This is a genomic window from Corynebacterium sp. TAE3-ERU12, from assembly GCF_019209905.1.
Classification (GTDB): Bacteria; Actinomycetota; Actinomycetes; order Mycobacteriales; family Mycobacteriaceae; genus Corynebacterium.
Genome location: NZ_JAHUTM010000001.1, coordinates 105,865 through 127,173 on the forward strand (window position 1 = coordinate 105,865; position 21,309 = coordinate 127,173).

Below are 21,309 nucleotides of genomic sequence, written 5' to 3' on the forward strand. Positions count from 1 at the left end.
TGCTTAATTCACCGGCGCTGCCTCCGCGCCGGCCACAATTGAATCCAATGCAGCCGCATCCATTGGCCCACAGGTGCCCAACCAACGTTCCAAGGCGGCGCGCTCAGCCTCGGTGACCCACAGTTGGTACCGGTGTTTCACCGCTACCTGGCGGGCGGCATAGCGGCACCGGAACTGGGCATTCGACGGCTGCCAGGTCGCAGCATCGCCGGCGCCTTTTTGCTGATTCGCGGTGCCATCGACCGCGAGCAGATTCAGTGGGTCATTGGCGAAACTTTGCCGAGTAGCCGCATCGAGTTGCTGGGCGCCTTTCTGCCAGGCATCGGCCATGGCCACCACATGGTCGATCTGTACTTCGCGGGAGGTGGTATTGCCGCGCTGGAACTGGATTGTGGCGCCGGTGTAGGGGTCCACCAGGATGCCGCTGAGCACAACACAGTCGCGGGTATTGGGTTTGAACTGAATATTTGTCAGGTCCCGGCGCAGGATGTCATTGCGGGTATCGCAGCCGTTGTGGCCCAGAGCTACTGGCACATCATCACTCCAGCGCTGCCCGAACTGCTTGCGTTCGTAGCCGGTTTTCGGCGCGCGTCCTTTGACCGCTAGGTCGTCCAGCATGGCGTTAATCTCGGCGGCCGCGCCGGGCTGGGCCGCGCCGGGCTGGGCTGGGGAGGACTGGGCGGAGTCAGCCCCGTCAGCCTCGTCGGCCGCGCCAGCCCCGTCGTAGCCGTCGGCAGGCGGAGCGGAATGTGTTGGCTGAGTTGACTGGGCTGGCGATTGGTCCACATCAGTCGATGTGGTCTCAGACAGTCCGGTCGCGCAGCCAGAAAGCACCAGTATTGACCCCATCGCGATGGCGCAGAAGTAGGTGGGGGCGTGCTTGAGTGGCTGTGATGTGAGCATGGAATTAACGGTAGAGGCCGCTTGGACATTGCCCGTGCCCGGGTTCGCACATACCGTCGGCACGCCGGCATAGGTAGGCCTTAGTTAGGGTGCGCTCATTATTTCGCAAGGGTTACGCGGCTTTTACCAGGTCGATCAATTGCCACACCACAGTTGTGCTATACATCACACCTGAATGCTGACCTGGGGAAATGAGGTTGCACTTGTTTCGCTACCGGGCTCGTCGTAGGCGAATGTAGGACTTAATCAGTACAAAGCGCCCACTTCGAACCGGTCAGCGAGCTGCCACACCAAGGCACCTCGCCGCATCAGGGTCGGTGTGGGCCCAAAACAGGATAGGGGCCCGCTATGTCCTCCCACACGAGCCCACAGGCGACTTCACCCTCGCGCGACCTCTACAACCCCGCCCACGAGCATGACTCCTGCGGCGTCGCTTTTATCGCCGACACTCTTGGCCGCGCCAGCCGCGACATTGTGGATAAGGCCATTCAGGCTCTCGTCAATATCGACCACCGTGGCGCCGCCGGCGCCGAGAAAAACACCGGCGACGGTGCCGGCATCCTCATTCAGCTGCCCGACACCTTCTGCCGCGCTGAACTCTCCCGCACCGGCGTGCAGCTACCCAAGCCCGGCGCCTACGCCACCGGCCTGTGCTTCCTGCCGCAGGCCCGCATGGCCACCCTCGATGCCATCCGCGCCGTCGAAGATATCTGTGCCGAAGAAGGCGTCGACCTCATCGCCTGGCGCGATGTGCCCGTCGACGCCTCCTCCCTGGGCTCCATGGCCCGGGCCGCCATGCCCGTCATCAAGCAGCTCTTCGTCACCGCCCGTGACCACGAAGGCAACCAGCTCTCCGGGCTGGAACTCGACCGTAAGGTCTGGTTCGTCCGCAAGCGCTGCGAGCGTGAGCTCGGCGAACGCGGCGCCGGCGAAGGCGCAGGTAGCGACACCGTGTACTTCCCGTCGCTATCCAGCCGCACCATGGTCTACAAGGGCATGTTGACCACTCCGCAGTTGGAGAAATTCTTCCTCGACCTGCAGTCCCCGGAGCTGACCAGCGCGCTGGCGGTGGTCCACTCCCGGTTCTCGACGAATACGTTCCCCTCCTGGCCGCTGGCCCACCCGCACCGCATGGTCGCCCACAACGGCGAAATCAACACGGTGCGCGGCAACGGAAACTGGATGAACGCCCGCGAGTCCTTCATCCGCTCCGAAGCGCTGGGTTCCATCGACCGCGCCCTGCCGGTATGTGACCCCGACGGCTCCGACACCGCCCGTTTCGACGAGGCCCTCGAGCTGCTGCACCTAGGTGGCCGCTCCCTGCCGCACGCCATGATGATGATGATCCCGCAGGCCTGGGAGCACGACGACGATCTCGACCCCGACGTCCGCGCGTTTTACGAGTACCACTCCTGCCTCATGGAACCGTGGGATGGCCCCGCCGCCGTGGCCTTTACCGACGGCACTGTTATTGGCGCCGTGCTGGACCGCAATGGTCTGCGCCCGGGCCGCATCTGGGTCACCGACGAAGGCCTGGTCATCATGGCCTCCGAGGCCGGTGTGCTCGATATTGCCCCGGAGCATATTGTGCAGCGCACCCGTGTCGAGCCCGGCCGCATGTTCTTAGTGGATACCTCCGCCGGCCGCATTATTGATGACGCCGAAATTAAGCGGGATATCGCCGCCACCGGCCCTTACCGCGAATGGGTAGAAGGCAGCCTGGTGGACATGGACAACTTGCCGCAGCGCAAGTACACCTATATGCCGCACCGCCGCGCGGTGTTGCGCCAGCGTGTCTTCGGCATCACTGAAGAAGACGTGGACATCATCATCCGCCCGATGGCGCTCACCGGCGCTGAGGCGATCGGCTCGATGGGCTCCGACACCCCGATTGCGGCCCTGTCCAGCCGCCCCCGGATGTTGTTCGACTACTTCGCGCAGCGCTTCGCCCAGGTCACCAACCCGCCGCTGGACTCTATCCGCGAGCACTCCGTGACCAGCCTTTATACCCTGCTTGGGGCTGAGGCCGACGTGCTCAACCCCACCGCCGACGCTGCCCGCCGGATTCGCCTGCAGCACCCCATCCTGGATAACCACGACCTGGTTACCCTGACTGAACTCGGCAGCCACTCCGAGTACTCCGATTTCTCCGCAACGGTCATTTCTGGCCTGTACCCGGTGGCTAAGGGTGGCCGTGGCCTGCGCAACGCTATTCGCCGCGTGCGTCGTGAGGTCTCTGAGGCCATCGACCGTGGCGCGTCGATCATTGTGTTGTCTGACCGCGAGTCCGACGAGTACAACGCCCCGATCCCGTCGTTATTGCTGGCCTCTGCGGTGCACCACCACCTGGTGGAGGAAAAGACCCGTTCGCGTGCCTCGCTCATTATTGAGTCCGGTGACGCCCGCGAGGTCCACCACATGGCGATGCTGATTAGCTTCGGCGCCGACGCCATCAACCCCTATATGGCCTTTGAGACCATCGACGAGCTGCGCATGAAAAACCAGCTCGGCGACCTCACCCTCGACCAGGCCTGCCATAACTACTGCAAGGCCGCCGCCAAGGGCGTGCTTAAGGTGATGTCCAAGATGGGTATCGCCGCGGTGCAGTCCTACCGTGGCGCTCAGCTTGCCGACGTTATCGGCTTGGAGCAGGACTTCCTCGACGAGTACTTCCCGGGCACCTTCAGCCCGCTGGAAGGTATCGGTCTCGACGAGATCGCCGCCGACGTCGAAGCGCGCCACCGCAGTGCCTTCCTGCCCCGGCCGGAGGAGCAGGCGCACCGTGAACTCGACCTGGGTGGTGAATATAAGTGGCGCCGCGAAGGCGAGTACCACTTATTCAACCCGGAGACCATCTTCACCCTCCAGCACGCCACCCGCACCGGCCAGTACGCGGTCTTCCGCGACTACACCAAGAAGGTCGATGACCAGTCCAAGCGACTGGCGACCCTGCGTGGCCTATTCGAGCTGACATCCGACCGCCCCTCGATCCCGATCGATGAGGTCGAGCCGGTCTCCGCCATCGTCAAGCGGTTCTCCACCGGCGCGATGAGCTACGGCTCCATCTCCGCCGAGGCCCACGAAACCCTGGCCATCGCCATGAACCGCCTGGGCGCAATGTCGAATTCCGGTGAGGGCGGCGAGGATGCTGCCCGCTTCGAACCGGACGCTAATGGTGACTGGCGCCGCTCGGCGATCAAGCAGGTCGCCTCCGGTCGTTTCGGTGTGACCAGCCACTACCTGACCAACTGCACCGATATCCAGATCAAGATGGCCCAGGGCGCCAAGCCCGGTGAAGGCGGCCAGCTGCCGCCGCACAAGGTCTACCCGTGGGTCGCTGAGGTGCGCATCACCACCCCGGGCGTCGGCCTGATTTCCCCGCCGCCGCACCACGACATCTACTCCATTGAGGACCTCGCCCAACTCATCTTCGACCTGAAGAGCTCCAACCCGGGCGCGCGCATCCACGTCAAGCTCGTCGCAGAGCAGGGCGTGGGCACCGTCGCCGCTGGTGTCTCCAAGGCGCATGCCGACGTGGTGCTCATCTCCGGCCACGACGGCGGCACCGGCGCTTCCCCGCTGACCTCCCTCAAGCACGCCGGCGGCCCCTGGGAACTCGGCCTGTCCGAAACCCAGCAGACGCTGATGCGCAATGGTCTGCGTGACCGCATCCGCGTGCAGTGCGATGGCCAGCTCAAAACCGGCCGCGACGTCGTCGTCGCCATGCTGCTCGGTGCTGAAGAGTACGGCTTCGCCACCGCCCCGCTCGTCGTCGAGGGCTGCATCATGATGCGCGTCTGCCACCTGGACACCTGCCCCGTCGGCATCGCCACGCAAAACCCGACGCTGCGCAAGAAGTACACCGGCCGCGCCGAACACGTCGTGAACTTCTTCACCTTCATCGCTGAAGAAATCCGCGAATACCTCGCCGAACTGGGCTTCCGCTCCATCGACGAGGCCGTCGGACATGTCGAATGCCTGCGCCCGCGCAAGGACCTCGACAACCTGCCGCGCGCTGCCAAACTCAACCTGGACCGCATCCTGGCCCGCGCCGAATCCCCGTTCTTCCCGGACCAGGACGTGCGCTGCACCAAGCAACAAGACGCTGGCCTGGCCGGCACTCTCGACGAAACCATCCTCGCCGAGGTCGGCCCGACCCTGGCCGCAGCCGCGACCGGCGAAAAGCCGGAATCGGTGTACCTGAAGCACCAGATCTCCAACGTCGACCGTGCCGTCGGCACCCGCCTGGGCCACGAAGTCACCCGCGCCACCGGCGCCGACGGCCTGCCCGACAACACCATCAATATTGCGCTCAACGGCTCGGCAGGTAACTCCTTCGGTGCCTTCGTGCCGCGCGGTATCACCATGACCCTGGAAGGCGATGCCAACGACTTCGTCGGCAAGGGCCTCTCCGGCGGTCACATCGTGGTACGCCCGCCCCGCAGCGCCCCGCCGACGGCCAATGTTGCCGAAGACATCATCGCCGGCAATGTGCTCGGCTTCGGCGCCACCAGCGGTGAACTATTCATCGCCGGCCGCGTCGGTGAGCGCTTCTGCGTGCGTAACTCCGGTGCCCTCGCCGTGGTCGAAGGCATCGGCAACCACGGTTGTGAATACATGACCGGCGGCCGCGTCGTCGTGCTCGGCCCCGTCGGCCGCAACTTCGGTGCCGGCATGTCCGGCGGTATCGCCTACCTGCTCGACGACGGCAACCTCGCCAACCAGGTCAACCCTGAACTGGTCGATATCTGCGAGCCTGACGCCGAAGAACGCGAATGGCTGCAAAACGTCATCGAACGCCACCGCAGCCTCACCGGCTCAACCACCACCATCAACGCCGCGCAGCTGAAGAAAGTCATGCCGCGCGACTACGCCCGCGTCTTGAAAGTCATCGAGCTCGCCAAGGCCGACAACCTCGACGTCAACGAAGCAATTATGGAGGCCGTGAACAATGGCTGACCCCCGTGGATTTATGAAGTACAACCGCGAAGAACCCGCACACCGCCCGGTTCCGCTGCGGTTGATGGACTCGCGCGAAATCTATGAAGCCGCGCCCGAGGGCCAGATCGAACGCCAGGCCTCACGCTGCATGGACTGCGGCGTTCCGTTCTGCCACTCCGGCTGCCCGCTGGGCAATATCATCCCCGAGTGGAATGACCTGGTGCGCCAAGGACGCTGGAAGGAAGCTTTCGACCGCCTCCACGCGACGAATAACTTCCCCGAATGGACCGGCCGGCTATGCCCCGCACCCTGCGAAGGCGCCTGCGTGCTCGGCATTAACGACGACGCCGTCACCATTAAGAACGTCGAACTCGCCATCGCCGAGCGCGGGTTCGAAAAAGGCTGGGTGCAGCCCATCCCGGCCAGCTTCGATACCGGCCAGTCCGTAGCCGTCGTAGGCTCCGGGCCAGCCGGCCTGGCCGCCGCCCAACAGCTGGCCCGAGCCGGCCACAGCGTCACCGTCTTCGAACGGGATGACCGCCTCGGCGGCCTCATGCGCTACGGCGTGCCGGACTACAAAATGGAAGCCCAGTACCTCGACCGGCGACTCGAGCAGATGCGCGGCGAAGGCGTGAAATTCATCACCGGCGTCTCCCCGAACTCCGCCCGCCTGGCCGAATTCAACGCCGTCGTACTAGCCACCGGCTCCCCCCAGCCACGTGACCTGCCCGTCGACGGCCGCGACCTCGAAGGCGTCTACCAGGCCATGGAGTACCTACCCCAGGCCAACCGGGTCGTCGCCGGCGACTCCGAGCGCCCCGAAATCGACGCCCGCGGCAAGCGCGTCGTCGTCATCGGTGGCGGCGACACCGGCATCGACTGCTTCGGCACCGCCCTGCGCCAAGGCGCAACCAGCGTCACCCAGCTCGACATCCGCCCCCGCGCCCCACGGCAACGCGCCGCCTCCACCCCGTGGCCCATGCAGCCACTGGTATGGAAGGTCGCCACCGCGCACGAAGAAGGCGAATACACCCTCACCGGTGAGGAAACCCCAGAGCAGGTTGAGGCGCTGGGCCTGAAATCCCGCACCGTCGGCAAGACCCTGGGCAACCGCCTCTTCAACGCCAACACCGTGGCCTTCCACGGCAAAGACGGCCACGTCACCGGCCTATCCGCCAACGAGGTCAAGGTCGTCGACGGCCGCCGCGTACCCGTCGAAGACACCGACTTCGAACTCGAAGCCGACCTGGTGCTCATCGCTCTAGGCTTCACCGGCGCCGACCGCGCCGGCCTGGCCAAAGAACTCGGCATCGGCTTCGACGAACGCGGCCGCTTCAAGCGCGACGAGGACTACCGCGCCCTCGACGCCAACGACCGCCCCGTCGGCGACACCAACCTCAACAACGCCCGGCCCGGCAACACCGTCGGACTGCCACAATTCGACGGCCCGGTCTACATCGCCGGCGATAACGGCCGCGGTGCCTCACTCATCGTGTGGGCTATCGCCGAAGGCCGCGCCTGCGCTGAATCCGTCGACCGCTTACTCATGGGCGAGTCCAACCTGCCGCGCGCAGTCGAACCCGCCGACAACCCCATCAGCGTCTAACCCAGACACCACAACACCCCCGGTACCTCGCGGTATCGGGGGTGTTTCGCGCGCGCCCCAGGGCAGGCGGGGGCACTGTCAGCGTTTAGCGGGCGCGATCCCACACCCGGTGGCCCGGCATAACGTCGGCAAGCTCAACAGCAGCCTGCTGCACACTATCCGCAGCAATCACGCCCGGGGCAGAAACATCAGCAGCACGCCCCACCAGCTCCGCGCCAGCACCAACAAAAGCAATCGCCTTGAGGTGACGGAACATCTCATCAACGAGAATGCGCGCCTCCGGGGCCTGCGAATCAGCAGCAATGATGGCGGCATCGAACTCAATCGACCGCACCGCATGCAACGCACGATTCACCGTCGCACCAGCAACACTGCCACCAGTAGCGGCCAGCACCAACGGCACCATCCCGGCCTCGTCAACAGTCTTAATAGCAGCGGCGAGATCGGCCTCGGCCGCCGACTCATCAACAAAAATGGCGACCTGGCGGCCATCAAGCGGGAACCTGCCACCAATCTGAGACAACGCAGCCGACGGCTCCGGATCCGGCAAGGCAACCTTCTCCGGCTTCGGCAAACCAAGACCAGCGGCGACATCGTCGGCAAGCTGAGAATCAATATGGGCCAGCACCTCCTGGACCACACGCTTGCGAATAACCTCGCTATAGCACTTCGCCAACTCGAAGGTGTACGCATCCGTGACGTGCTGACGCTCAATATCAGTCAGCGACAACCACAGCAGACGCGGCTGCGTGAAATGATCCTCGAAGCTCGCCGGCTTAGTACGAGTCTTCTCCCCAGCAACCTGCTTCGGGACCTCCAGCCAACCGGCCGCTGCCTGCGGATCCGCATGGAACGGGCAACCACCATCGACACTATTCGGGTGATACGCCGACGTCCCAGAATGCAAAGCCTGCTGGCCAAAACCATCGCGCTGCATATCATTCACCGGCGCATGCGGGCGATTAATCGGCAACTGGGCGAAATTCGGGCCACCCAGACGGTGGAAATGCGTATCCGTGTAGCTGAACAGGCGAGCCTGCAGCAGCGCATCGTTTGTGGCCTCGATGCCCGGGACAAGGTTGCCCGGGGCGAATGCGACCTGCTCAGTCTCCGCGAAATAATTCGTCGGATTGCCAGTGAGCTTCATCGTGCCAATGATCTCCACCGGGCACAGCTCCTCGGGAACCAACTTCGTCGGATCCAGCAGGTCAATGCCCTCAAACGTCTCATCCGGAGTATCCGGCATGACCTGCACACCCAAATCCCACTCCGGGTAAGCGCCGGCCTCAATAGCGTCGGCAAGATCACGGCGATGCAAATCCGGGTCAGCACCACCGGAAAGCACAGCCTCCTCCCACACCATCGAATGCACGCCCAAACGCGGCTTCCAATGGAACTTCACCAGAGACGTCTCACCAGCCTCATTGACCAGGCGGAACGTGTGAACGCCGAAGCCTTCCATCATCCGGTACGAACGCGGAATGCCACGGTCGGTCATATTGAACAACGTGTGGAACGTGGCCTCAGTGTGCAGCGACACGAAATCCCAAAACGAATCATGCGCCGACTGCGCCTGCGGAATCTCGCGATCCATATGCGGCTTCACTGAATGCACAACATCCGGGAACTTAATGCCGTCCTGGATGAAGAACACCGGCAGGTTATTGCCCACCAGGTCGTAATTGCCCTCATCGGTGTAGAACTTCACCGCGAAACCACGAGTGTCACGGGCAGTGTCGATGGAACCGCGGAAACCGGCCACGGTGGAAAAACGCACGAAAACCGGGGTCTGGGCGTCCTTCTTCAAAAACGCAGCGCGAGTGATGCCCTCGGCGCGGCCATTGGCAGTGAACACACCATGCGCACCGGCGCCACGGGCATGCACCACCCGCTCCGGAATGCGCTCACGGTCGAAATGCTGCAACTTCTCGCGCAGGTGCTGGTCCTGCAGCAGCGTCGGGCCACGATCACCGGCGCGCAGTGAGTGGTCAGTCTGGGACTGGCGCACACCCTGGGCGGTGGTGACGTACGCACCCTGCTGGTGGCGGTTTTCGGTGACGCCGTCGGGCTGGCGAGCGCCAGTCGGGGAGACGGCGGTGGGGCCGGGCTGGTCGTCGTGGGCCGGCAGTGGCTCGCGCGGGGTGGTTGGCTCCTCGTAGGACGGAGTGTGCGGGGCCGGGTTTCCGGGAAGATTGTCGTTGGGCTGGGACATGGGTGAACCTCCAGGTGGGGGTTGAAATAGCGTGCACACCGCATCGGAATTGGGGCTGGGGGCTGGCCAGCAGCAATGGTGAACACGGTGCACTCGAAAGTCTACCCGGATGTGGTGCTGGGGCGGCGGGGCGTGAGTGTCGGGGAGGGCTTGGTGTTGCGGGGGCTCGTGGGGGCTTGTGGGCTAGATCCGTACGAATTGTGCAGATCCGTGCGAAATTCCGTACGGGTTTGCGCAAAAGGTACGGATCTGTGCGCGGGGGCGGTGGCAGGGGCCGGGACGAGGGGGCTGGATGCGGCGAATTGTGGGGTGGCCGGTGCGCGGGCGGGCAGTGGGGTGGCTGGGCGCGGTCGTGGCGTCGGCGGTGGGGTGAGTGCGGCGGCGTCGGCGTCGGAAAGCTGTGGGGGAGGGGTGCGCCGATGCAGATCCGTACGAATTGCGCAGATCCGTGCGAAATTCCGTACGGGTTTGCGCAAACGGTACGGATCTGCGCGCGGGGGCGGGGCGGTGGCAGCGGCGCAGCGGGGAGTGGGGAGGGAGGGGAGCGCGGGCTGGCGCGCCCGCGATGTGGGACACTTGACCACCATGGAGCCCTATGACGTTGCCATCCGCGATGAGACCATCCGCCTTGGCCAGTTCGTGAAACTCGCCGGACTCGCCGACACCGGCGGCCTGGCCAAAGGCCTCATTGTTGACGGCGAAGTGAGCGTCAACGGCGAGGTCGACACCCGCCGCGGCCGCGTACTGCGCCCCGGGGACGTGGTCAGCGCCGGGACAATGTCCGCCCGCGTCGCCGAGGCCACCGACGACGATGACGACTACTTCGACGAAGCCACCGCCGACGATGACTTCGACTACGAAAAGTGGAGGAATATGTAATGCCCGCTTTCCCCGCCGTTGACGGCATGCCGCTGCGCGCCGACCTGCTCACCACCAACCCCGGCAGCGCCCGCGATTTCTACCAGTACCTTTTCGGCTGGTCGTACCAGGACTCCACCGAGGGCCGCACCATGTCGACCCTGGAGGGCCTGCCGATTTCCGCAGTGCTCGACTCCAGCGAGGACAACCGGTGGCGGGTGTGCTTCCACGCCGACGACGTCGCCGACACCCTCACCCGCGCCCGCGACCTGGGGGCCAAGGTGCTCCACGAACCCCAGGAGCTTGCCGACGGCTCCCATATGGCCGTATTCGAGGACCCCACCGGCGCGCTGGTTGGCCTGCTGCGCCAACCCGGCCAGCAGTCCTTCTTCGCCGCTGGTGAGCCTGGTGCGCCCGTGTGGTTCGAGCTCATTGCCGGCGAGAAATTCGACGAAGCGGTGAATTTCTACCACGAGTTGTTCGGGTGGAATATCGCCATCCAGCAGCGCACCGCCGACGAGGGCGTGGCCATCGCCATGCACGACGGCGCAGCTTTTGCCGGAATCTCCACCGGCACGGTGTCGGCCTGGTCCGGGTGGGTGGCCTACTTCGGTGTACTGGATATCAACGCCGCGGTGAAGACCACCAAGAAAAACGGCGGCGAGGTTGCCGTACCGCCAGCCGATACCGAGTTCGGCCCGATGGCGACGGTGGTCGACTCCGTCGGTGCCACCACCATCCTGTGCGAGGTGCCGCCCCCGCCGCCGGAGGACATCCGCGAATCCGACCCGCTGGAAGGCATCGACCTCTCCCAGTTCGGGATGTAGTTTCTGCCTAGTTTCCGTAGGTTGTCGGAAACTTGCGGAAACTTCGGAAACTTGCGAAAAACACCTTTGAACTGGCGTTTTATCGTTAATCCTTGTCTATGGTGCCCGTGCGAAGCTGTTCCAGTTTCCATCAAGTTTCCGCTTAAGTCGTGCGGAAACTTACTCGGGCGATGATGCTGAAAGCGAGTCGATAGCGCTTCCGCCGGAGGTCACCGCCGCCCTAGATGCCGTGTGGGGTGGTGCGAAGGCTTGTGATTAGAAAACCCGCGGTCTATACACAGCAATCCCCGGCGCCTGTCGACGTCGGTAGCAACTGTGGATCTCGGTGATGGCCAGGAGGATCGCATCCAGGCTTTCCCGAGTCAGGCTGTTGATGAGGTGCTGACGAATGCACTGGTGCATCGTGACTGGTCCGTGGATCGCTCTATCAACGTGGCGATGATTGGACGCTTACCGACGATGTCCGCAACCTCATGGGGGCGGCGGTAACAACGCAGCCCAGTAGTATTTCCCTGGAGGACCGCATCCGGGAGCGGCTGTACTCTGACGGTTTTGTGCGCAACAGTGACATCGTCGAGGCTACTGGCGCCGATCCCCGTGAGGTCTCCGATATTCTCCGTGCACTGAGCAAACGCGGCACCCTGCGCAAGGATCCGGATGGGCCGAGTCGCGGCAAGAACGTGCGCTGGCTTCCGTGATTGAGTAAATAACCAGGATCAGGCCACGCAGCAGCGCAAGACAAATCAGCTGCGCCATTGACGAATCCCAACGCCATGCACTGAGCGTGGCGACCGGAATATTCCTGCTCCGTGACCTACCGGGCGCTACCAAGCGCGGAGCGCACCGCCGCCACAAAGGTCTCGGTGGTGCCGTGCCCGCCGACGTCGGGAGTGCGTGCCGACGGGTCCTCCAGGGCCTTCGCCACAGCAGAACGCAGGCGGGCGGCCTCGGAGGCGTCACCTAGGTGGTCGCCGCACATTGCCGCGGCTTCTAGGAAAGCCGCTGGATTGGCCACGCCCTGGCCGGCGATATCCGGCGCAGAGCCGTGGACCGGCTCGAAAACAGCGTGCTGAGCGCCGATATTCGCCGCTGCGGCCAACCCCAGGCTGCCCATTAGGCCAGCGCCGAGGTCTGAGAGCACATCACCAAAGACATTTTCTGCGGCAATCACGTCATAGGCGCCAGGGTCGGTGACCATCTTCATAGCCACCACATCCACATTCGCCATGGTGAAACGCACCTCGGGAAACTCCGGGGCCACATCGTCGACTGCGGCCAGAATGACCTCACCCGAGGACTGCAGAATATTCGGCTTATCGGCGATGGTGACCTCACCGCGTGTGGTCAGCGACGCGGCCGTGCGCAGCAGTCGCGCCCAGCCATATCGGGTAGTCACGCGCAGCGCCACGGCCAGATCAGCCGGTGCACTGTGCTGCACAGTCACGTCAGAACCGATAATGCCGCGCAGCTCGTCGCCAAGCTCGCTACCAGCAAGATCGTGGGCGTAGAGGCCTTCGGTGTTCTCGCGGGCAATGGTCACCACGGTGCCGTCGGCAAGCCGGATGGGCCGGATATTGGCGTGCAGATCCAGCCGGGTGCGCAGTTGCAACACGGGGGAGCGGTAGCGCAGGCCGGTGTTCTGCAACGCAGGGGCCAGCTCGGCTTCGGCGGCGCGGGCCGGTTTGGAGGTCACCGCCACCAGCAGCGCCGCGTCGGCGGACTCGAGCACCCGCCACGTCGCCGCCGGCACCGGGTCACCACCGGAACACCAGCACCGCCAGCCGATCTCGGCGGGTTGGAGTTGCCAGCCGGGGAATACGTCGGCAAGCACGGGGGCGCAAGCGTCGGCAAGCTCAGGCCCGATGCCGTCTCCGGGGAGGATGGCAATGGTGCGGTCGGTCATGGCAGCTACCAGATGATGACGCGCTCGGCGGGTTCGCGCCACATGCCATCGCCGGGCTGCACATCGAAGGCGGCGTGGAATTCGTCGATATTGCGGGCGATTTCATTGCAGCGGAATTCGGCCGGGGAGTGCGGGTCGATCGCTAAGTACTGGCGGCTCATGGCCGGCCGGATGGCGGTGCGCCACACATGCGCCCAGGAGTAAAACAGGTCCCGGAAGGCGCCCGGTTCGTCGGAAAGCCCCTGGTCCGCCAACCAGCGTCGGTAGGCCACGACAGCGATGCCCAGCCCGCCGAGGTCGCCAATATTTTCGCCGAGGGTGAATTGGCCGTTCACACCCTGGTCGGTTTCGCCGAGTTCGCGCAGGCCGGTGGGTACCAGGCCGTCGAACTGCTTGACCAGGCGTGCGGTGAGGCGGTCGAAGGCGGCGCGGTCATCCTCGGTCCACCATTGGTTGAGGTTGCCGTGGCCGTCGTACTGCGAGCCCTGGTCGTCGAAACCGTGTCCGATCTCGTGGCCGATGACCGCGCCGATTGCGCCCATATTGGTGGCCATGGATGCCTCCGGGTCGAAGAACGGCGGGCGCAGGATGGCGGCGGGGAAGGTGATGTCATTGACCACCGGGTTATAGAAAGCATTGACCGTCTGCGGGGTGGTGACCCATTCATCGCGGTCGGCGGGGTGGCCGAGTTTGGCTACCTCATAGTCGTGGTTGAAGCGGGCGGCGGCGCGGGCATTGGCCATCAGCTCGCCGGTCAGTTCCAGGCCGTCGTAGCTGCGCCACTTATCCGGGTAGCCGATTTTGGCCTTGAACTGGGAGAGTTTCTCCAGGGCGCGGGTTTGGGTGTCCTCGGTCATCCAGTCCAGTTGCTGGATGCGTTCCCGGTAGGCGGCCAGCAGGTAGTCGACGAGGGTGAGCATTTGTTGTTTGTGCTCGGGCGGGAAGTGCTTGCCGACGTAGGCGCGGCCGACCTCGAATCCGGCGCTGGCCTCGACGAAGGCCACACCGCGCTTCCAGCGGGCGCGCAGTTCCTCGGCGCCGGAGAGGGTGCGGCCGTAGAAATCGAAGTTTTGCTCGACGAATTCGGCAGGTAGGTAGGCGGCGCGGGCGTAGAGAACGCGGGCGAGGGCCCACAGGCGCAATACCTCTATATCTGTGGTCTGCCAGAGGGTGGCGAAGGCGGCTAGGTAGGAGGGCTGCATGGCGATGATGTCATCGGCAGCGGCGTCGCCGGTGACTCCCATTTCGGCGAACCATGCGGCCCAGGGGAAACCGTCGGGAAGTTCGCTGATGGGGGTGGGGTTGAAGGTGCGCACGGCATCGCGGGAGGACACAACGTCCCAGTGCGCGGCGGCGAGGCGGGTTTCGAAGTCGAGGACGCGGCGGGCGGCATCGGCGGCGTCACCGATATCGAAGGCATCGGCGAGGTCGGAGCCTTCGAAGCTGTTGTCGGCGACGGTGGCGTCTTCGAGCATTTGGAAGACCTGGGTGAGGTGTTCCAGGTAGGCCTGGCGGGTTGTGGCGTGGTGGTCTTCGCGGTAGTAGGCCTCGTCGGGCAAGCCGAGGCCGGCTTGGAAGAGGTAGAGGCGGGTGTTGTCGGAGCGGGAGTCCTTTTCCACCCAGAACGCGGCGGCGCCGGGGACGCCGCTTCGGTCGAGGCGGCCTAGTGCTTGGGCGAGTTCGTCGCGGTTGGTGGTTTCGATTTCGCGTAGGTCTTCGGCCAGTGGGGCGATGCCGGCGTTTTCGACGGCGTCGGCGTCCATAAATGCCTGGTAGAGCGTGCCGATGCGGGTGTTGGGGGAGGCGGCTTCGATGAGGTCGCGTACGTCGGCTTCGGCTTGGTCGCGCAGTGCGTGGAAAGCGCCGTCGACGCTGCGGTCGGCGGGGATGGTGTGGTTCGCAATCCATTCGCCGTTGACGTGTCGGTAGAGGTCTTCGGCGGGGCTGGGGTTTGCTGGCGTGGTGCTCATGGTGGCGAGTGTAGGCAACTGCCACACCCCCACGTGTGACGCATGTGACAAATGTTATCGGTGTGTCGCTTGTGGCGCGTGTGAATAGTGTGATTATGATGAACAACCATGGCCAGCACTAACGACGTACTTCGCGCCCGACGCGACAATTCCGCATCTCCCGCCCGCCGCGCCCTGCGCCGCATCGTCGCCGGTTCGACCGCCACCGCCTCCGCAGCCGCAATGCTTCTGGCAACGGCAGTCCCGGCTGGCGCCCTCGAGGCCGCGCCCCACAAATTCACCGCCGATTCCCCCGCAGGCATCGACGTTTCCCGGTGGCAGCACCCCGGTTCCAGCCCCATCAACTGGAAATCCGTGAGCGACTCCGGCCGCGACTTCACCATCATTAAAGCCACCGACGGCGACGTTCCGCTCTCGCCGTACTTCGCCCCGGACTCGCTGGCCGCCAGCGAAGCCGGCATGGTGATCGGCGCTTACCACATGGGCCAGCCCGATAAGGACCCCATTGCGCAGGCCGACGATTTCGCCGCCGCCTTGGAACTGCAGCCCGCCGCCGCGAAGAAGCTGCCGCCCGTGCTGGACCTCGAATTCGCCAATGACCAGTCCCCGGAGCAGCTGCGCACGTGGACCCGCGCCTTCCTCGAGCGCCTTGAGGAAAAGACCGGCCGCAAGCCGATGATCTACACCTACCGCTGGTTCTGGAAGGAACAGATGGCGGGGACGAAGGAATTCGCCGAGTACCCGCTGTGGTACGCCTGCTACACCGATAACCCGCCGACGTACCTGCCCGGCGGCTGGGACGCGATGACTGTATGGCAGACCTCCAGCAAGGGCCGCGTGCCCGGAATCAGCACCGATGTGGACACCAACCTCTTCCACGGTTCCGACGCTGACCTGGAGAAACTGGTCAGCGAGATCGGTGGCCTGATCCCGGCCCCCATCGCCCCGGATACCGACGACGATTCCGATAGCGACGCCGACGACGACGCCGATAAGCCGGCTCCCGCAACCGACGAGCCGGCCCCGATTGACGCCGAGGACATCGCGGACATTCTCGACCCGGATAAGATCCTCGACCCCGAGGACACCACCCCGGACACGGATTCCGATGACTCCGCCGACTCCGCCGAGAAGCCCAAGCCCGCCGACGAGCCCAAGCCCGCCGACGAGCCGGGCACGGACAACCCCGATATCGATAGCTCCGATATCGCCCCGGCTGACCTGCTCGAAGCCATCGCCGACCTGCTCGAGGCCGACGACATCACCCCAGCCCATATTGCCCGCGTGATCAACGCGGCCACCGGCAATAACCTGGACCCGGAGCAGGCCATGTACCTCGCCGAGGCCCTGGCCAACCTGATTCAGCAAATCCAGCGCCAGCAGAATCCGGACAATAAGCCAGACACCCCGGCCCCGAATGGGGACCGCACCCAGCCGCTGGTCAACCTGGACGAATCCATCCAGGTGCTGCACGAAATGGCTCAGCGCGCCCAGCAGGATGGCCGGATCGTCACCCTGTCCGACGCGATTGCCGCAGTGAAGGGCGCCAGCCGCTAAGGGCATAACCTCAGAAGCCAACGGCGCGAGCGCCGCGACAGGGGAAGGTCGCGGCGCTCGCGCTGATCTGTACGCCGGCAGCCGAAGGCAGCCTGGCCAGCTACCTATCGGCCCAACGATTGCCGGGGGCCTGCCACAACGTCAACGTCGGCAAGAGCTGCTCGGGGTCGCTGACACACACCAGCGCGTCGACATGGCGGCGGTGAATCATGCCCGCGTCGGCAAGCCGGTACAGGAAAGTCAGCAACGGCTCCCAAAACTCGCTGGGCCCCATGAGCACCACCGGCTGCTGGTGAATGCCGATATGTTGGCGCGTCCAGACCTCAAAAAGTTCCTCCAAAGTGCCCGCGCCGCCGGGAAGAGCGACGAACGCATCACCAAGGGCGTACATGCGTTCCTTGCGCTGCGGCATAGTGCCGACCTGCTCAAAACGAGTCAGGCCCTGATGCGCCAACTCCCGGGAGAACAACAACGCAGGCATCACCCCAGTGACCTCACCACCGGCAGCCAAGGCGGCATCAGCAACCGCCCCCATCAGCCCACTCGAACCGCCGCCGTAGACAACCTCAACACCATGCCGGGCAAGCACCTCACCGCAGGCAGCCGCAGCGGCAGCCCAGGCCGGATCGGTGCCCGCATTCGCACCCGCGAACACCGTCACCGCAGAAATATTGCGGGCCGGGGTGTGCTCCCGCAGCCGCGGCAGCGTGTGATTGAGCAACATCGGCGCCAGATTGCCGGCCGGCACATACGGGTCCACCCAGCGCAGTTCCTCGATCTCTGCCTGGGCGGTGACCTCCGGGGTATCCCCGGTATAGCGCAGGTGGTGGCCCACCACCCGCCGGCCCGGCTCATTGGCCGCAGTATCCGAGGCCGTGCCCCAGTCCACCAAGTCCGCAGCGGCCAGATGCACACCGAGCTCCTCGGACAGCTCCCGGATACAGGTGTCGACCGGGGTTTCGCCTGGTTCAGGTTTGCCGCCGGGCAGCATGAACATCCGGGTGCCGCGCTTGCGCACTGTCAGCACCCTGCCATCAGGCCGGGTCAGCACGCACGCGGCGACCTCAATCGGTGGTTGTGGTGATACTGGTGAATCAACTATTCCCATGTCGCCTGATTTGCCGTATTGCCATCATCATCAGGGATCATCTTGCCAGGTGACCACAGGCCACTTCGAGTAATAACCTCACTATCAATCTCGGCGGGCACCGGTGCCACCCCATTCGTCCGGCGCGGGGTGAGCCGCTCCACCGAACCCCAGTCCCGACCCCAGTCATCCTTCTCATAGGTCGGCACCGCCACGGCATCATTGACAGTGTCAGCAATACCAAGCACACCACCGGCCGACGAGCCCTGCCAGGTATCAGTACTGGAAACCTTCATCTCCCGGTCCGGCATGATGCGGAACTTCGGATTCTCCGCCACCCCACCGAAATGGTCGAATGCACGCTGGCAGGGGAACTGCAACGCCACAACCCAGTCCGGCAAGGTCGGGTCATCACCAATGACATCAGTCAGCGGCGCCAGACGCGGCACCCGCGGCGGGGTCACCGCCAACCATTCCTCATCGTCGAGGTTGAAATCCTCAGCCACCAGGCGCACCGCAGTCGCGCCCTCTGGCACCTGGTCCATTGGGGTGCGCAAATTACGCCAGGACGGCTCCGGGCCGATATCCAACGGCTCCACATCACCCAGGACTTCGAAGCCGTCGCCAGTATCACGGCCGAATTCGAATACCAGGCGCTGGCCGGGCTGGCGCACACCATTGAAATCGTTATGGGCAATCCGGCCCGCGGCGGTGACCACCAGCAGTGGAGTGTCCTCGGTGGGCTTCGGCAACGCGAACCATGCCGACGTCAGCGCGGCAGGAACCTGAATATCGCTGCTGTACGAACCAAGCACCGGGATTTTCTGCCGGTTGAGGCCATACGGCAACCGTGCCCGAGAACCATTGACACCCTCATTGCCGAGGAAACCACCATTAGTGCCAGCATTCTGGCCCACTGCGAGGTTATCTTCCTCCAGCTCATCGGGGTCGACATTGGTGATACCGGAATGCACCCACACCGCGTCGGCAGTCATATCGCGCGGCAGGCCATTGGGGGTAAACCCACGGCCAGTATCACCCGGGGCCAGGGAATCCTTCAGGTCCACACCGATGGGGCGCAGGAAGTCCTCATTGGTGTTGGTTTCCATCAAAATATCGTCGGCCAGCGCACAGTGATTACCGGTCAACGACCGCAGATTACCCAGGCCCACCGAGTACGCCGGGTACTGGGACACCATGCCCTTGCCCAGGGATGCGACCGAAAAACCGACAATCAAAAAGGTCGACACCACAATGGGGCTGGCGGCAATAGTGCCCAGGCGAACCCGTCGGGAAGTAGTCCCGACAGAACGCCCCCCGGCGTATTCCTCGTAGAAGCTCAGGGCAGCGCCGATACCAATAATGACCAAGGCGATGGCCAGCACAATGGTGTTCGCCTCCACCCCGCGCAGCTGTACGGTCTTATCGAACCACGGCACACCGTAGGAACTGACATACCACCAGCCATTAGTGCCGGTCAGCGCGTAGGCGAGGAGGAAGACCATAGCGCCGACGAACAGCACCTGGTTCCGCCGCGACCGCACCGCCCAGTGCGAGATCGCCATCGCCGCCAGGGCAGCCAGGGCGGCGCCGATACCGGCATACACACCGAAATGGTGCGTCCACTTCGTAGGCGTGAAGGTCATGAAGAACACGGTGCCCAAGTACATGAACACCAGGCGCGAAGCCGGGGCGGAAACCGCGCCGGGCACGGTGCGGTGGCGCAGCATCGCCGCGATGGTGATCATCAGGCACACCAGCACCAAAATCACCGCGAAGCGGCGTTCCATCGAACCATCAGCCGACGGCAGCAGCAGCCAGTACCAGCGGATCGGTTCCTCATACCAGGCCATCGACGGGCCGACCGCGCCGCGCACCCGCACCGCTTCCAGCACCGACGCCAGCGTCTGGTCGCCGAAGACCCCCACCAAAATTGCGGTACCGGCGGCTAAGAACGGGGCCAGCTGCATCAAGGCGGCACGCACCCCACCACCAAGCGGGCGGTGGCGTTCCACGACGATGCGGATCAGGGCGGGCAGGCCACCGAGCAGCGCGGCCACAGCCATCAGACCGGTGGGGCCACTACCCAGCGACAGGGTGGCAATGATGACCGCAATCGCGGCGGGCAAAAGCCGCCGGGTGTACACCGCGCGCTCAATGAATACCCAGGTAAGCAGGGCGCCGCAGGCAATGACCGGCTCCGGGCGCAGGCCGTTGTTGTACGGCAGCCAGAAGCTCAGCAGCACCCCGCCGGCCGACCAGTACGCCACCCGCCGGGAGGCAATACCGGACCCCAGGCGCGGGATAATCAGCCGGGACAGGGTGAACCACACCAGCAGCCCGGCAATCAGGGCGGGCAGGCGCATCCACATTGAGGCGGTGGAAATCTTCGCCATCTCCGCCAGCAGGTCGTAGTACGGCCACCCGAATGGTGACTCCGGCACACCAAACCAGCGGTAGTAATTCGCCATATAGCCCGAACCCTCCGAGGCCCGGCCCATGGTGAAGATATAGCCATCGTCGGAAGTATTGGCGCCGATGACATGCCACACCAGCAGCGTGCCGACGACGATAGCGTCGATCAGGGTGAACTTTTTGGCGTCCCGACGCAGCCAGCGGGCAGGCCGGGTGCCGTCAATACGGTCAATCCGGGCCAAGGCCACCAGGGAGGAGACCATCAGCACCATGCCAATAATCATCACCGAGACCTTGATCAGCGACGGCGTTGAGGTGAACCGCGAGTCAATCGTGGAGGTCACGCTCAGGCCCTCAGCAATGGCCTGGGCGGAAACATCGTCCGGCAGATCGGTGTACACGCCGGTCAGCTGCGGGCGGGTATCGCCCACCAACACCCCACGCAGGGGTTCGCCGTCCTCATCGACCGCCCCGGGAACCTCGGCGATGGTGCGGTCAGCGTCGGAATGCACCACCACCGAACGGTTCTGATTGGCCTGGTACTCCTGCTCATCGAGGGAGAGCACCACCCGGTCGCGCAGCACCACATCGAAAGAATCGTCGGTCTTGCGGACCTGCAACCCCTCATTCAGCGCCGAGGAGGCAGTCGGGGGCAGCGTGCCGACGACCACAGTGGTCGTGCCGGGCAGCTCCTCAGCCAAATTAATTGGCACCTCGACATCAATATCGATCGGTGCCTGCGCCATAAGCGGGGCGGTAACCGGGGTGACGGAATCATTCTGCGGCCAGCTCAGTGATGTCTGAGTCTGGTTCACCGGCAGCAGCGGGAGCGCCGCGAAGCACAGAAAACCAAGGATGCCGCCGATAATGGCGATTGCCTGAACCAGGCCGGAGGGCCGGGGCCCATCCATCGGGGGCTTTTCCACATCCTCCCGCACCACCGTTTCGCCGTCCACCGTGGTGCTTTCGACCTCATTGGTGTTCGGTGACATATGGGAAGCGGACAGAGGCTGCGATCCGGAGTCTGGGT

13 protein-coding genes are annotated in these 21,309 nt (G+C 64.4%); 7 read left to right on the forward strand and 6 right to left on the reverse strand.

Annotated elements, in window-relative coordinates; genetic code table 11:
• Nucleotides 1–3: 3 nt before the first annotated feature.
• Nucleotides 4–903: an HNH endonuclease family protein gene (locus tag KRX51_RS00465; protein ID WP_255549328.1), complete on the reverse strand. Its 900-nt coding sequence runs from the start codon at nt 901–903 to the stop codon at nt 4–6.
• Between the two features lie 348 nt (nt 904–1,251).
• On the opposite strand from KRX51_RS00465, the gene gltB reads away from it, so the two are divergent.
• Both gltB and KRX51_RS00475 read left to right on the forward strand, forming a co-directional pair.
• The gene (gene gltB / locus KRX51_RS00470; protein ID WP_218361015.1) at nt 1,252–5,862 is read left to right on the forward strand and encodes a glutamate synthase large subunit; all 4,611 of its coding nucleotides are present in this window, start codon (nt 1,252–1,254) and stop codon (nt 5,860–5,862) included.
• On the forward strand, nt 5,855–7,450 hold the full coding sequence (locus KRX51_RS00475) for a glutamate synthase subunit beta (RefSeq protein ID WP_218361016.1): 1,596 nt from the start codon (nt 5,855–5,857) through the stop codon (nt 7,448–7,450). Before gltB ends, KRX51_RS00475 begins: the two co-directional genes overlap by 8 nt.
• A gap of 85 nt (nt 7,451–7,535) precedes the next feature.
• Here KRX51_RS00475 and KRX51_RS00480 read toward each other — a convergent pair whose 3' ends face one another.
• Nucleotides 7,536–9,662 (reverse strand): catalase, encoded by a 2,127-nt coding sequence (locus tag KRX51_RS00480; protein ID WP_218361017.1) that lies wholly within the window; start codon nt 9,660–9,662, stop codon nt 7,536–7,538.
• A 585-nt stretch (nt 9,663–10,247) separates the two neighbouring features.
• On the opposite strand from KRX51_RS00480, the gene KRX51_RS00485 reads away from it, so the two are divergent.
• From KRX51_RS00485 to KRX51_RS00500, 4 genes are all read left to right on the forward strand, one after another.
• The gene (locus KRX51_RS00485; protein ID WP_218361018.1) at nt 10,248–10,541 is read left to right on the forward strand and encodes an RNA-binding S4 domain-containing protein; all 294 of its coding nucleotides are present in this window, start codon (nt 10,248–10,250) and stop codon (nt 10,539–10,541) included.
• A complete protein-coding gene (locus KRX51_RS00490; protein WP_218361019.1) occupies nt 10,541–11,347 on the forward strand; it encodes a VOC family protein in 807 nt (268 codons plus the stop codon). Before KRX51_RS00485 ends, KRX51_RS00490 begins: the two co-directional genes overlap by 1 nt.
• Nucleotides 11,348–11,662: 315 nt before the next feature.
• Nucleotides 11,663–11,836: a hypothetical protein gene (locus KRX51_RS00495; RefSeq protein WP_218361020.1), complete on the forward strand. Its 174-nt coding sequence runs from the start codon at nt 11,663–11,665 to the stop codon at nt 11,834–11,836.
• A gap of 65 nt (nt 11,837–11,901) precedes the next feature.
• A complete protein-coding gene (locus KRX51_RS00500; RefSeq protein WP_218361021.1) occupies nt 11,902–12,045 on the forward strand; it encodes a hypothetical protein in 144 nt (47 codons plus the stop codon).
• A 116-nt stretch (nt 12,046–12,161) separates the two neighbouring features.
• On the opposite strand, the gene KRX51_RS00505 is transcribed toward KRX51_RS00500, so the two are convergent.
• Together KRX51_RS00505 and KRX51_RS00510 are read right to left on the reverse strand one after the other, a co-directional pair.
• Nucleotides 12,162–13,250, reverse strand: a complete 1,089-nt coding sequence (locus tag KRX51_RS00505) for an isocitrate/isopropylmalate family dehydrogenase (protein WP_218361022.1) — start codon at nt 13,248–13,250, stop codon at nt 12,162–12,164.
• 5 nt (nt 13,251–13,255) lie between these two features.
• The gene (locus KRX51_RS00510; protein WP_218361023.1) at nt 13,256–15,220 is read right to left on the reverse strand and encodes a M13 family metallopeptidase; all 1,965 of its coding nucleotides are present in this window, start codon (nt 15,218–15,220) and stop codon (nt 13,256–13,258) included.
• Nucleotides 15,221–15,328: 108 nt separating this feature from the next.
• Between KRX51_RS00510 and KRX51_RS00515 the strand changes: the two genes are divergently transcribed.
• Complete coding sequence (locus tag KRX51_RS00515; protein WP_218361024.1) at nt 15,329–16,777, forward strand: glycoside hydrolase family 25 protein; 1,449 nt, start codon at nt 15,329–15,331, stop codon at nt 16,775–16,777.
• Between the two features lie 100 nt (nt 16,778–16,877).
• Here KRX51_RS00515 and KRX51_RS00520 read toward each other — a convergent pair whose 3' ends face one another.
• Nucleotides 16,878–17,885: a TIGR00730 family Rossman fold protein gene (locus KRX51_RS00520; RefSeq protein ID WP_218361025.1), complete on the reverse strand. Its 1,008-nt coding sequence runs from the start codon at nt 17,883–17,885 to the stop codon at nt 16,878–16,880.
• The gene (locus tag KRX51_RS00525; RefSeq protein ID WP_218361026.1) at nt 17,876–21,271 is read right to left on the reverse strand and encodes an arabinosyltransferase domain-containing protein; all 3,396 of its coding nucleotides are present in this window, start codon (nt 21,269–21,271) and stop codon (nt 17,876–17,878) included. Before KRX51_RS00525 ends, KRX51_RS00520 begins: the two co-directional genes overlap by 10 nt.
• Nucleotides 21,272–21,309 lie beyond the last annotated feature (38 nt).